Origin of the sequence: Arthrobacter arnarulunnguaqae (genome assembly GCF_051262515.1) — a bacterium.
Classification (GTDB): domain Bacteria; phylum Actinomycetota; class Actinomycetes; order Actinomycetales; family Micrococcaceae; genus Arthrobacter_N.
Window position 1 is genome coordinate 15565 of record NZ_JBIMER010000004.1, and the last position, 12502, is coordinate 28066.

General features: G+C 66.0%; 14 protein-coding genes. 7 read left to right on the forward strand and 7 right to left on the reverse strand.

Translation table 11 applies throughout. The features are described from left to right. Positions 1-13 precede the first annotated feature (13 nt). Positions 14-268: a hypothetical protein gene (locus tag ACHAAJ_RS05430; RefSeq protein WP_435726978.1), complete on the forward strand. Its 255-nt coding sequence runs from the start codon at positions 14-16 to the stop codon at positions 266-268. On the opposite strand, the gene ACHAAJ_RS05435 is transcribed toward ACHAAJ_RS05430, so the two are convergent. Then, on the reverse strand, positions 265-2016 hold the full coding sequence (locus tag ACHAAJ_RS05435; RefSeq protein WP_435726979.1) for a sensor histidine kinase: 1752 nt from the start codon (positions 2014-2016) through the stop codon (positions 265-267). The genes ACHAAJ_RS05430 and ACHAAJ_RS05435 overlap by 4 nt on opposite strands. Before the next feature lie 187 nt (positions 2017-2203). Between ACHAAJ_RS05435 and ACHAAJ_RS05440 the strand changes: the two genes are divergently transcribed. Continuing rightward, complete coding sequence (locus ACHAAJ_RS05440) at positions 2204-2962, forward strand: response regulator transcription factor (protein ID WP_435726980.1); 759 nt, start codon at positions 2204-2206, stop codon at positions 2960-2962. A 12-nt stretch (positions 2963-2974) separates the two neighbouring features. Here the strand turns inward: ACHAAJ_RS05440 and ACHAAJ_RS05445 are convergent, their stop codons facing one another. The 5 genes from ACHAAJ_RS05445 to ACHAAJ_RS05465 form a co-directional block, all read right to left on the reverse strand. Continuing rightward, positions 2975-3850: an excisionase family DNA-binding protein gene (locus tag ACHAAJ_RS05445; RefSeq protein WP_435726981.1), complete on the reverse strand. Its 876-nt coding sequence runs from the start codon at positions 3848-3850 to the stop codon at positions 2975-2977. A gap of 134 nt (positions 3851-3984) precedes the next feature. Continuing rightward, positions 3985-5505, reverse strand: coding sequence for a signal peptidase I (locus tag ACHAAJ_RS05450; protein WP_435726982.1), 1521 nt, complete (start codon positions 5503-5505; stop codon positions 3985-3987). 100 nt (positions 5506-5605) lie between these two features. After that, positions 5606-5998: a hypothetical protein gene (locus tag ACHAAJ_RS05455; RefSeq protein WP_435726983.1), complete on the reverse strand. Its 393-nt coding sequence runs from the start codon at positions 5996-5998 to the stop codon at positions 5606-5608. Positions 5999-6297: 299 nt separating this feature from the next. Continuing rightward, the gene (locus ACHAAJ_RS05460) at positions 6298-6795 is read right to left on the reverse strand and encodes an SRPBCC family protein (protein WP_435726984.1); all 498 of its coding nucleotides are present in this window, start codon (positions 6793-6795) and stop codon (positions 6298-6300) included. Further along, positions 6792-7142 (reverse strand): ArsR/SmtB family transcription factor, encoded by a 351-nt coding sequence (locus ACHAAJ_RS05465; protein ID WP_435726985.1) that lies wholly within the window; start codon positions 7140-7142, stop codon positions 6792-6794. The genes ACHAAJ_RS05460 and ACHAAJ_RS05465 overlap by 4 nt, the downstream gene beginning before the upstream one ends. 129 nt (positions 7143-7271) lie before the next feature. Between ACHAAJ_RS05465 and ACHAAJ_RS05470 the strand changes: the two genes are divergently transcribed. The 5 genes from ACHAAJ_RS05470 to ACHAAJ_RS05490 all read left to right on the forward strand — a co-directional run bounded on the left by ACHAAJ_RS05470 (position 7272) and on the right by ACHAAJ_RS05490 (position 11639). After that, the gene (locus ACHAAJ_RS05470) at positions 7272-7919 is read left to right on the forward strand and encodes a 4a-hydroxytetrahydrobiopterin dehydratase (RefSeq protein WP_435726986.1); all 648 of its coding nucleotides are present in this window, start codon (positions 7272-7274) and stop codon (positions 7917-7919) included. A gap of 102 nt (positions 7920-8021) precedes the next feature. Next, positions 8022-9626, forward strand: a complete 1605-nt coding sequence (locus tag ACHAAJ_RS05475; RefSeq protein ID WP_435726987.1) for an HNH endonuclease signature motif containing protein — start codon at positions 8022-8024, stop codon at positions 9624-9626. 61 nt (positions 9627-9687) lie between these two features. Further along, entirely contained in the window at positions 9688-9963 is a 276-nt protein-coding gene (locus ACHAAJ_RS05480; protein WP_435726988.1) for a TetR/AcrR family transcriptional regulator, read from the forward strand. A 35-nt stretch (positions 9964-9998) separates the two neighbouring features. Further along, positions 9999-10463 (forward strand): GatB/YqeY domain-containing protein, encoded by a 465-nt coding sequence (locus ACHAAJ_RS05485; RefSeq protein WP_435726989.1) that lies wholly within the window; start codon positions 9999-10001, stop codon positions 10461-10463. 225 nt (positions 10464-10688) lie between these two features. Then, positions 10689-11639 carry a P-loop NTPase family protein gene (locus ACHAAJ_RS05490; RefSeq protein ID WP_435726990.1) on the forward strand — a complete coding sequence of 317 codons (951 nt, stop codon included), beginning with the start codon at positions 10689-10691 and terminating at the stop codon, positions 11637-11639. On the opposite strand, the gene ACHAAJ_RS05495 is transcribed toward ACHAAJ_RS05490, so the two are convergent. After that, positions 11614-12411 carry a ZIP family metal transporter gene (locus ACHAAJ_RS05495; RefSeq protein WP_435726991.1) on the reverse strand — a complete coding sequence of 266 codons (798 nt, stop codon included), beginning with the start codon at positions 12409-12411 and terminating at the stop codon, positions 11614-11616. The two genes, ACHAAJ_RS05490 and ACHAAJ_RS05495, sit on opposite strands and share 26 nt — an antisense overlap. Between the last annotated feature and the right edge of the window lie 91 nt (positions 12412-12502).

Here is a 12502-nt window from a genome sequence, read left to right on the forward strand (position 1 = left end):
TGATTCCAGGGGCGTGGAATTCTTGCGTCGAAACCTGCTTCCTGGCGCACTCCAGTGGCATGACAGAGGGCTACAGGGCATCGGCGAAGACGACGGCCGCCAGCGGGACTTGCAGTATGCGCCGGGCGATCCCGATCAGCACGGCGTCGACCGGCGCAAGCTATACGCCCACTACCACGCTCGGGAGTCGGATGCGGGTGCGGCGATGGCAGCGTACTTGCCGCAGCAGATGATCGGACTCGTGCCCGCGCTGGAGTATTGCGCCTAGTCGGTCATGCGGTTCCGGGGCAACAACTGCATTTCCGTTGAGTCCCCGGGACAAGGTAGGACAACCGTGAAGACAGTTCCCTCACCGGCCGCGCTGGTGCACCCAATGCATCCGCCGTGGTCTTCAACAATGTTCTTGGTTATGGCCAGCCCGAGTCCCGCCCCGGGTATGCCCGATTCGCGCGCCCCGCCGGTTCGGTAGAAGCGAGTAAAGACCCGGGCCGTTTCCGATGGTTCCATACCCATTCCGACGTCTGCCACGCGCAGGGTCACGGCGTCACCCCCGCCATGAACCGTGACCTTCACCGTCCCACCGGCTGGGGAATACTTGATTGCGTTGGAAAGTAGGTTGTCCACTACCTGGCCTATCCGGATGGGGTCGATCAGGGTCCATATGGGCCCGGGGACGTCCCGCTGCAAAACAATCCCAACAGCCCTTGCCTGCGCCTCGGCGGAGTCCATCCTGGACTCGACGAGAGCCCCCAGGTCGCTCGGCCGGGCGGTCATGTGACTGGGCGCAGAGGCCGCATAGAGAAGATCGGATACGAGAGTGAGTAACCGTTCCGCGTTTCTGCGCACAATGTCCAAGTGCTCATACGTGTGGGCAGGCAGGTTTGGTGCGCGATCTAGGACAAGATCGAGGTTGCCGACGATGGATGTCAGCGGCGTGCGAAATTCGTGGGACACATTGGAAACCAGGTCTTCTTGTGCGGCTACGGCCTCGACCAGGGAAGTGACGTCGCTGTAGACGAGGACCGAGCCCCTGAAGGAGCCTTCTTCGTCCGTTATGGACCGGGCCGAGGCGGTTACCGCGCGTTCCGGGGCGCTCTTCCCAATCCACACGGTCTGGTCCGCGAATGTTTCGCCGTTGGCCGCCCGACGAAGAGGATCCCGGGATGGTTTTAGGGGGAATTTTTGGCCCAAGGACCAGAGCGAGAATTCAGCGTCTTCCAAAGAATCCCCCGCGACGGTTCTGCCGGGGCTCGAGCTCTGTCCACCCTCCTGCGACGGCAACCCAAGCAACGTTCTCATCGAGCTGTTCGTCAAGACCACCTCGCCATGACGATCAGTCGCGGCGATGCCGACATCGACGGTCTCCAGGATGGTCGCCAAGAGCCGCTCCCTTTCCTCGGAGGTCCGAAGAAGACACCGGAGTTCCGCGTCCTTGCGCTCCAACCTTCCCTGTTGTAGCCGTCCGTTCACGCTGGCAAAATGCACTGCCGCCCACACGGCCACCATCACTACGGGCAGCAACAACATCGACAAACTGGTGGAACCCATATTCGGAAGGTTCAGAAACGGGGGCAATACGATGAAAAGCGGACCCACGAAGCTGGCAGGCAGGCTGTACAGCGGCCGCATGCCGGAGGCGGACAACCAAATGACAGGGAAGACGCTCAGCGCCCCGAGTCCCGACAGGAGGTCCGGTGCGGAGTTTCTGGTGAAACCGATGGCGACTAGGTCCAGCAACGGGACAGCCAGGTACGCGTTGGCCCCCAGTCGTTCCCACGGCACCAGGAAACATCCAAGAAACAGCGCGGCATGGAACGCCAGTCCAACGAGGAACGAGGTTTCGCCGATTAGCCCCGGCCACCGGGCCAAGGAGATGCCGATGACTATCGAGACCAGAATGGCTAGTGGTAGCTGGCAGAGCACCACCCGGGCTCTGGGTCCGAGGCGGTGGAACCGGCTATTTAGGCCGTTGATTCCGGGCGCTTCAGCCGCAGTGTCCATGCTTGACGTGTTCACGGGCGATAGCTCCCGGGTGGAATGTCGAACCAATCATTTCGTTTATTGATATTTGCAGGATAAGTCACAGTCTCCCGTATCCGAGTTGAGGTGCCCCTGTGTTACCCGTTGCGCATGTTGCGTATAGGTTGGAAAGTGACTTTCTTAGAAGGGACCTTGGAGGGGAAGAAGACGAAGAGGAGGGACCGTGCACGAGCAGGGAACGGCAGTCGTTATCGAGGACGATGCCGACGTCAGATTTCTCATCGGAGCCGTGCTCAGAGAGGCGGGATTCGACGTGGTTGTGGCATCCACCGGCAGGGACGGGGTCAAACTGGTGCGGTTACAGCAGCCGAGCGTCGTCACACTGGATGTCGGCCTTCCAGACGTCGACGGCCACGAAGTGCTCCGCCAAATTCGACTCATGAGCGACTGCTATGTGGTCATGCTCACGGCCCGCGCGGAGGAGATGGACACGCTTACCGCCCTTCAGGCCGGAGCGGACGACTACATCACCAAGCCGTTCCGTCCGCGCGAATTGCGGGCTAGAATCGCCGCCATGTTACGGCGGCCTCGCTCGGCCTCCATGGGCAATTCGGCGGTCTCCACCAAGAGCGCTCGCCCGACGAAGACGGGGGATACCATTTCCCACAACGGGCTGACCGTAGACAGGGAGGCGCGTACGGCCCACCTAGACGGCAGGGGGATAGAGCTCACCAAGAGCGAGTTCGACATTCTGTTTGAACTCCTGAGGGCGGGGGGCGTGCGGACCAAGGCCGACCTCGTGCGCGTGGTTCGCGGAGAATACCTCAGGAGGGACTCCCATATCAGCGAGGCCGACGAGCGGGCCGTCGAGGTGCATGTCGGCAATATCCGCCGAAAACTGGGCGAAGACCTGGCCTCGCCAAGATGGTTCCAAACAGTGCGCGGCGTCGGCTACCGGTTGGTACCGGCACGCCAAAGCTAACGAATCCCGACCTCAGGTCCCGGTCCTATGGATTCTCCTGAGCTCGCGCACCGTAAGATCTCCACAAAAATGAATGGAAGCAAGCGGTTTTACCATCGAAACCGGCCATGACCGATTGATGTTTTCCTCGAAGTTCTCAGTGAGCCGCCTTAGCCGGACGGCGCCAACCATGGTGGACGTTACCTTCAGGCTCAGAACGGCATCGTGCAACGATTCGCGGTTCTGTCGTTCGGCGGACCGCAACAACCGTTCAAATCTCGCCGGCCACATTGCCGCGAAGTCATAGACGAACCTGTCCGCCGCATCGGGGATGTGCAGATCTTCTCTCAGCTCACGGATGACGTTCGGGTCGATGAGTGGATCACACTGCGCCGAATCGCCCAGCATGTGGTCATCCCCAAGAGCCGAATGCCCCACAGGGCATGCTCCGCCGTCTTCGCGGAATCGCCCACCTATATTGACCATCTTCCAAGCGTAGGTAGCCGACAGCGCCTGGGATCCGTCGCCAGGCGGATCCTGCGGAAACACTGCGTCTTCGGACGGCACTTGGCACGAAACCGGATCGTCAATCCGCAGCGGAGGCGTAACGGGCCGGGAAATTTCCCGGTCTTGGAATCCGCCCTCCTGACCCGATTGGCTTGCAGGTTGCGCGGTCCTGGTATCCGTCAGGAGAACAAGGTCGAGCGCTAGTCCGACCGCACTCCGCGCGTGCACGAAGTACGAATGCATGACTTCTTCGGGCACGCGGTACGTTCTTCCGAAGCGCACGGCGGGCAGTTCCCCGGCCCGCAAGAGACGGTAGACGTTCATTTTCGACACACGAGTCGCAAGCGCGCCCTCGGACACCGGGAGGTTCTGAGCGTTCTCGAACCGCTGCGGATCGACCATCGCGACTCCATTCGTTTGTCCATCAACCGCGGGCTTCTTGCACCTGTTGGATGCAAACCGTCCCGTCCTTCAGAGTCGCCAAGATCCGACGACAACCCGATACAAAGATCGGTTCCGGGGAGCAACGGGGAACTTCAAGACTGGATTGGAGCGGTTTGGGCCCTGGGATAGTCGGCGTGTTTTGGTCCGTCGCCGGTGCGATAGCGGTACGTGATGTTCTCGTCTTGGACGATGAAGGTCTCCACCTCGCTGCGGGACCAGTGCAACACCAGCAGTCCGTACCGTTCCGCGAGTTTCGCCAGCGTCGGGAAGGTGGCCACGTCGATGACCGGACGTCCCTCCGGGGCGCTTACCGGCCGGACGCGGATGAGTAGCTGGGCGTACCGGCGCCGGATCGCCTCGGCCTCGTCGCCGGGCGTTTCGCGGCGGGCGCGCAGGAGTAGGGCGGCACCGGCCAACAGTGCGGCGGCCAAAAGAACGGCGGATACGGCGCGGGCTGTTTCCGCGGTGAAGTTCCAGGCCTGGGGTCCGATCGTGCGGTCGGTTTGGCCGGGAGTCCCGGCGTCGGTGACGGTCAGGTCCGTCGGTTCGCCGGTCATGGCCAGCTGCAGGGGCGAGAGCACCAGGCTCAGCGCGGGTTCGAAATCCAGTCCGGCGGGGTTGGTCACGTGTGGCACGACGCTGACGCTCACGGCTCCGGCCGGGTGTCCAGTGGCTTCCGCCGCGGCGTGGGCCTTGGCCTCGAGGGCCTTGAGGTCAAGCTTGATGTCGGCTTCGTAGCGGTCGCCCGTGAACGTCGTCGGTTCCGCGAGCGGCATGGTCGAGTGCCAGCCCTCGGGGGTGGAGAGTTCCGCGGCCACCCTAATCGTGCCCGGTTCGCCCCGGTAGGCGAGGTGCACGTCGACGGTGTCGGCGAGTTTCCGGAAGACCGGGTCCGGCGATTCGGCCGTGGTCCCGTCGTAGGCGGGGCTTTGGCCGACGTCCGCGCTGTAGGAGAAGACCATGCGGGTATTCTCCGCAGGCGCGGCCTCCGTTGTCAGCGGGGCGGTCCAGGCCAGCCCGGCGAGGAGCACACCGACAATTCCTGCCAGTCCCGCGGCCGCGGCCGCGCCCGTCGTGGCCGGTGTCAGACCCGCAACCTGCGGGAGGATGCGGTTGCTGGTTTGCGGGGACATGGCTGCTCTCTTTCGTCTGCGGTTGCGGCGGGTGGCGGCGACTCCGCCACTGGTGACCAGGCCGAAGGCCACCAATGCGAGCATGGGCGGGCTGGTCAGCCGTGCGAGCCAGTAGCCGCCTTGCGGAACGTGGAGGACCGCGCGGCCCATGATGTTCTCGGCCGTCGGCCGGGCCGGATCGATGGATTCGTTGTTGTCGCCCTTGAACACGAATCCGTCGGCGTCGCCGTCGATGATGCGGTGCAGGGCGACTTCCCGACCCTCCGCGAACCGGAAGGCCGCTATCTGTCCCACGTCGTAGGACGGCGCACGGGCAATCACCACGAGGTCCCCCTCGTGGTAGACGGGGTTCATGCTGGTTCCCTCGGTGGTCACAACGGCGGCCTGTCCGGACGCCAACGCCACCCCGGCCAGCGACATTAGAAGGCACAAGAACGCAAGCATCGCCGTTTTCAGGCGGCGAGGGATGCGGTTCGTCATGCTGGCCTCGGCAAAAGGTAGTGGGGAAGAACGGTGGAGGAAACCTTGAAGGAGGCGGCCCACCCCCGCGAACGGGTGCGGGCCGCCTCCTACGCGGCTACTAGCTGACGGTGACGGCCAGCGAGGTGAGGCCGGTGTAGCCCGTCTCGGTCGTGGCGGGGGTGAACGCGCAGGTCGAGGCGTTGTTCAAGACGGCGCCGCAGGAGAACGTGCCGCCGGATCCGCCGCTCGGCACGGCGGCGACGGTGCGGCCGTCGGCGGTGTCGGCGAAGGCCAGCGTGATTTCGTTGACCAGGGTGTTGGTCCCGGCGTCCGCGAAACCATACGTGACCCCGGCCAGCGTTGCCCCGGTGACACTCTGACTGACCGTACCGCCGATGAACTGGGTGGCCGGTGCGGTGTTGGAGAGGCCGGTGCCGGTGAAGGCGGAGCCGCCGGCAAAGGCGAGTCCTGCGACGGCGAGGGCGGTTACGATCTTGGCTGGCTTGCGCATGGTGATTTCTGCTTTCCTGAGTGGGGTGCCCGGCGGGCCCTGAGCGGCTGCCGGCGACGCGTCCCGGTCGTAGCGCCGGGTCGTGCTGGACGATGGTGCCCCGGGGAGGCCTTCGCCCCGCCCTGCACCTACATTCAAAAAGTTATCCGCCCGGAACGGCCCCGGGAACCCACCTTCCGGTATCCTGCGGACAAACTTCGCCAAAGCTTAAGAAGCAACGAAAACAAGCGGAAAAACTGCGCAAAAACCGGACGAGGCAGCTTAACCACGAAACCCCAGAAGCAGTCCCTCACAGGCCGCTACTGCACGCGCTGCTCCGCGAGGATAGCGTCGATCTGGCCGACGGCCTCGCGCATTCCCTCCTCCATGCCCATGTGCGCCATTTCCTCCAGCTGCTCGAGGCTGACGAAGCTGGACACCATCTTCATTCGGGTCTTCTTGTCGTCGCCATCGAGGGTGACGATGCAGTGGGTCACGCCCAGAAAGCCGCTCGGCTCGCCGTCGTCGCCGGCGAATCCGTCGTCGAACTCCAGGCGTCCGGTGGGGTCGACGTCGGTGATCTTCCACCAGCCGTACGCCTTGGTGCCGTCCGGGCCCGTCATGAAATAGCGGACTTCGCCATCCATGACGAACTCGAAGCGCTGGAACTTGGCCGGCCACGTCGGCGGACCCCACCAGCGCTCGAGCTGACGCGGATCCTCCCAGACCTGCCACACCCTCTCCACGCTGGCATCGAACTCGGAGACGAGCTCGAGGGTGAGCTTCTCCGCGTCTTTGGTGGAACTGATAACCGTCATTTTCCCTGTCCCTTCACTTGTTCGGAGAGAATGTCCCCGATCCGATCGACGCGTCCGCGCCACGACTCCTCGTACGCCGCGAGCAGGTGCGCCGCCCGGCGAATCGCCTCCGGATTTCCGTGCACCATCTGCTCCCTCCCCCGCCGTTTCTTGCTGACGAGCGTGGCCCGCTCGAGGACCGCCACGTGCTTCTGCACCGCGGAGAAGCTCATCTCATAGTTCCGCGCCAATTCCGACACCGACCGCTCCTGGAGCATCGACTGCCGAAGGATGTCGCGTCGGGTCGCATCCGCCAGTGCCTGGAAGATGCGGTCGGTCTCCGTCTCACTCAATTCAAGTACAACCATTTGGTTGTAGATTAGGTGCTTCCGATGCCAACCACAAGGGTGTGGGGCTAGCAACTTCCACCCGCTTTGAATCCCGGCCAAACCGGCCCGAGCTCTGGACACGACATGTCAGCGGACCATACTGGGCAGATGGACAAGCTCACGACAGCCCAGATCCTCGACGCGGCCCTCGACGACTGGAGGCTCCTCGCCCAAGCCCTCCACGGACGCTTCCGCACCAAGAACTTCGCCGGAGGCCTGCGCTTCGTCAACGCCGTCGGCGAGGCCGCCGAGGAGGCCAACCACCATCCCGACCTGACGCTCACCTACCCCCGCGTGGACATCAAGCTGCTCAGCCACGACGCCTCCGGCATCACCGAACGCGACGTGGACCTCGCACGGACGATCAGCGACATCGCCCGCGAACAGGGCATCATCGCGGACCCCGTGGCCCTGGCCGAAATCGAACTGGCGCTCGACACCGCGGACCTCGCCGCCGTCGGGCCGTTCTGGGCCGCGCTTCTGACCGGAAGCACCGACGCCCTGCACGGGGACGACGTCGTGGACCCCAACGGCCGGGTCCCGCTCCTGTGGTTCCAACACACCGACGCGCACGAAACCCCGCGCCAGCGCTTCCACATCGACGTCTGGGTCCCCCACGACGTCGCCGAGCAGCGCATCGAGGCGGCCCTCGTCGCGGGTGGGCGCGTGGTCGACGAGAAGCAGGCGCCGTCCTTCACCCTCCTGGAGGACGCCGAGGGAAACCGCGCCTGTGTCTGCAACTCCTTGGACCGCTGACCGGCCGCGCACTCTTCCCCCACAGCCCTTGGCGCGACCTGCCCTGTCCACTTTCGCGCGGTCCCAGAAGACAGCCCGCTGGCGCGGCGGAAGAGTAGATGCATGACCATCGCATGGGCGGGAACGACGACGGCGGGGCCGGACTTTTCGGGCCTCGCGGAACAGTTGCGCGCCGCCGTCGATGAATTCAGCGGCCAGGTCATCGAGGCGCGAGAGGCTGTCGAACTCCTGCGCGGAGTGGAAACCCTCGCGCGGATGGTCGGGCTCGCCCAGATGTCCGCCGCCCAGGTCGCGGAGCGTTCGAATGTCGCCGGGCTGGGAATGTCCGGCACTGGGGCGGGCAACAAGTCCGAATACCGGTCCACTGCCGACTTTCTCTCCAAGACGCTGATGATCCCCTTTGGCGACGCGAAGCGGCGCCTGGAAGCGGCGGAACAACTGCTGCCGCGGCAATCCATCACGGGCGAATCGCTTGCTCCGATGTACCCGACGCTCGCCGGTGCCGTACGCGACGGCTGGATCTCCACCAACACGGCACAACTCATCAGCAGGCAATTGCATGGCGTTGCCTCGGTCGCCGCCCAGCTCCCCGGAGGCGGCGCCCGCCAGCTGGCCGCCATGGAAGAAAACCTCACCCAGACCGCGCTCCAGTCCACGCCGGAAACCGTTCGGAAGGCCGCCCAGAAGTGGGTTCAGGCCTTCGATCAGGACGGGATGGAGCCGTCGGAGCAGACCAAACGGCAACACCTCGGACTCGTGGACCTGGGCAGGAAGTTCGGGCTTCGGCACTTCGAACTCTTCACGGACGACATGCAGGCCGAGAAGCTCCTGGCCGCCTGCCTCCCAGCCGCCAATCCGCGGACCGGACCACGGACCCCGGCGCCGCCAGCGCCGCCAGCGTGTCCGGCGCGTCCGGAGCCGGACGCGGACGCGGGTGAGCACACGGATGCGGGTGGACACGCGGACGCACGAGCAAGCGAAGCCTCGGCCGGGAGAGCCGTCGGAACCGCCGTCGACATCGCGGGCAACACCATTCCGGCGGCGTTCGCAGCGGCCACGCCAGACGGTGAGCCCGCAGAGGCCCCCGAAGACCCACGCTCTCGGCCCGAGAAGTTGCTCGACGGCCTGATCATGGCCATCGACGCCGGCCTGATCTCCGGCAAGCTGCCCCGAAACGGCGGCCACCGCCCTCAGGTCATGGTGACCATCGACTACCAGACGCTCCTCGACCAACTCGACGAGCTGGACCCCGGGCACCTGCCCACCTCGGAGACCGCGATCGGTGGTCGCATCCACCCCGCGCACATCCGACAGGCGGCCTGCGGCGCCGAGATCATCCCGGTGGTCATGGGAGGCGAGGGCCAGGTGCTCGAGGTCGGCCGCGGAGAACGCCTCTTCACCCCGGAGCAACTCAAGATCCTCTACGCACGAGACCGTGGCTGCAGTTTCCCGGGATGCACCGTGCACGCTTTCATGACCGAGGCGCACCACATACTCCCCTGGTCCCACGGCGGCCCGACAGACGTCGACAACGGGGTCCTCGCTTGCTCGTTCCACCACCACCTCGCACATGCGGGCGACTGGACCATCGTCGTTGCCGCAGGCGTTCCGTACTGGGTGCCGCCGCCGTGGGTGGATCCCGCACAACCCCGTTTGCGGAACACCTATTTCCATCCCGACGTCGGAACGGCGCTCGCCGGATTGTGACACCTGCGGTGGTGGGCACTTCGTCGACACCGACGTGCCGAACCGGGTTACCCTTATCCGGATGGCCACACTCCGCGAAGCCCAAAAAACGATGACGAAACGGCTCCTGCTCGACGGGGCGCCGGGACTTTTCGAAACCAAGGGCTACGCCGCGACCACCATCGACGACCCTGCCGTCGGCGCGGGCACCTCGCGGACGACGTTCTACACGCACTTTCCGTCCAAGACCGTGCTGGTGGCGGACCTGATCATCCGCCTCGGCAAGATCCCGACGGATCACGACGAGCCGGCGCTGGCCACGACCGGGTCCGCGTGCCGCCTGCTCACCGAACAGTAGAAACCTCCCCCACTCCCTTACCGAAAGGCACCGCCGTGAGCTCGCTCAAGGACCAACTCCGCGCAGACATGACCGCCCACCTGAAGTCCGGCAACAAGTTGGCCCTGATGACCCTGAGGAACCTGCTCGGCGAGATCAACACCAAGGAAAAGGGCGGCAAGACGCCGATCGAGCTCGACGACGCGCAGGTCACGTCGCTGCTCCAAAAGGAGGCGGCCCGCCGCCGCGAAACCGCGCAGACCTACACCGACGCCGGCCAGGACGACCGCGCCGCACAGGAAAGCTCCGAGGCGGACTTCATCGAGACGTACCTCCCCGCCGCGCTGACGGAGGACGACGTCGCCGCGATCGTCGACCGCGCCATCGCCACTCTCACGTCCGGCGGCGAGGCTCCGGGCATGCGCCAGATGGGCCAGGTCATGAAGCTGGTCTCCGCCGAGGTGGCGGGCCGCTACGACGGCAAGGCCACCAGCGAGATGGTCAAGGCCCGCCTCGCCTAGGCAGCCTTATACATTCCGGCGCTCCCCGTGACGGACCCATCGTTGCGGCGGCACCCCGTTTCGAACCTCCCCGCGCCGGGTCGCGCTAAATAGGGGGTCCCGGACCCTTTTGGCCTTGGCCCGCCGGGGCTACATTGGTTCCATTGGGGAACAGCCCACGCGTTTTCTTGGGGAACACGCGTTTTTGGGGAGAATCCGGGCTGTTCGGGGGAACAGGGGGACACCATGTCCGTGCACGCACTGGACCATACGGATTACGGCACCGCAGACGTCGCCGGGTGGGACACGGGCGCCGCCGTCGGGACGGACACCACGCACGTGGCCCTGCGCAAGGCCCAACAACTGTGCGCGTTCCGGCTGAAGGTCGGACTGTTCTGCCGCAGCATGGGTCTGGCCACCTACTGGCGGGACGAGGTAATGGACTGGCGCCAGGCCGTGCCGGTGCACACGGGCCGGTTCTCCGACTACGCGCTCCGGCTCGGCACCCACGACCCCGACCGCCTGCTGCGCGCCGTCCACAGGCTTCCCGAACACCGCAAACTCGACGCCATCGTGGTGCACGAGGCGCCCGACTTCACCGACCTCGAGTGGCGAATCCTGCGGGCCTCGCTCCGGACCCCCGTCTGCCCCGAAAACCACGTCGCCGGGCGCGTGTTCGCGTACTCGGACGTCGCGCAGGCCGACGCCGTGGCCGCCCCGTCCGTTCCCGCCAGCTTCCAGCCATGCTTCACGGACGACGCCGAGGACCTCGCCATGGACTGTGTCGTCGCGCTGCGGCGCGAGGGCTGGCGGAAGAGCGAGATCGCCGTCCTCACCACGGGACGGCGCCACCCGTACCACGAGGCGAACCTCCTGGACGCGGCCTCGCCGACCGCATACTGGGCCTCCTGCCACGCCGGCGACGAGGAGTTCTACGGACAGGTGCGCGAATTTCGCGGACTCGAGCGCCCCGCCGTCGTGCTGTGCGTGAACGGCTTCGACGACTCGGCCACCGCCGCCGAGCAGATGCGCGTCGGACTGTCCCGCGCGCGGAACCGCCTGGTCGTCGTCGGCAACCCCGCCGTCATCGACGCGGCCGCCGGCCGGGGAACGACGTCGGTGCTCGCCCGCGCGCTGCCGACCCGGGCGGCGCTCGCCCGGAGGCTGCCCCCTACGACAGCGACAGCGCGAAGCTGAGGACGAAACCCGCCGTCGTGCTCAGGGCCACCGCGGGGCCGCCGTGCTCGTAGGCCTCCGGCATGAGGGTGTCGGCGAGCGAGGCGATCACGGCCCCGGCGGCGAACGCCAACGGCAGCGAAATGGTCTCCGGGTCGCTGCCGGAGAGCGGGCCGGCGCCGACCACGACCGCGGCGACCAGCAGCACCGCGCACACGGACCACAGGCCGACGACGCGTCCCGCCGATTTCCCCTGACTGCGCATCGAGGCCGCCCCGACGAGCGCCTCGGGCAGGTTGGAAACGAAGATGGCGGCCAGCAGGGCCAGTCCGCCGGTCCCCTCGGTCAGCGAGACGCCGAGCGCGATGTTCTCCGGGACGCCGTCCAGGGTCACGGCCGCGAGCAACGCCATGCCGGCCGCCCCGTGCGTGGACGCCTTGCCCGGGGCCTTCTCCTGGGCCGCCGCGTCCGTGTCCAGCTTCGCGCTGCCGTCGAACTCGTCGACGGGCGCGCCCTCGGTGGCCTCGCCGGGCTGCGCCAGCCGGTCCAGGAAGGCACTCAGAGCCGTGAACACCGCGGCGCCGGCCAGCAGGCCCAAGGCCGCCCGCCACATGCCGCCCTTCTCGTAGGCGTCGAGGAACAGTTCGAAGGTCAGCGCCGTAATCAGGGCACCGGCCGCGAACGCCAGCAGCATCGCCAACACGCGCTTGGGCAGCTCGAACCGGACACCAACCAGCGCCCCCAGCACTAACGCGCTGGAGGCGACCGCACCGAAAATCAGAGAGGATCCCACGGCGCCCAGTATTAACCGGAGCGGTTGCCGGCCGCAATGGGTGGACTGTTGCCGGCCGCCGTGGATGGACGATCGCCTGCCGGATGGGTGG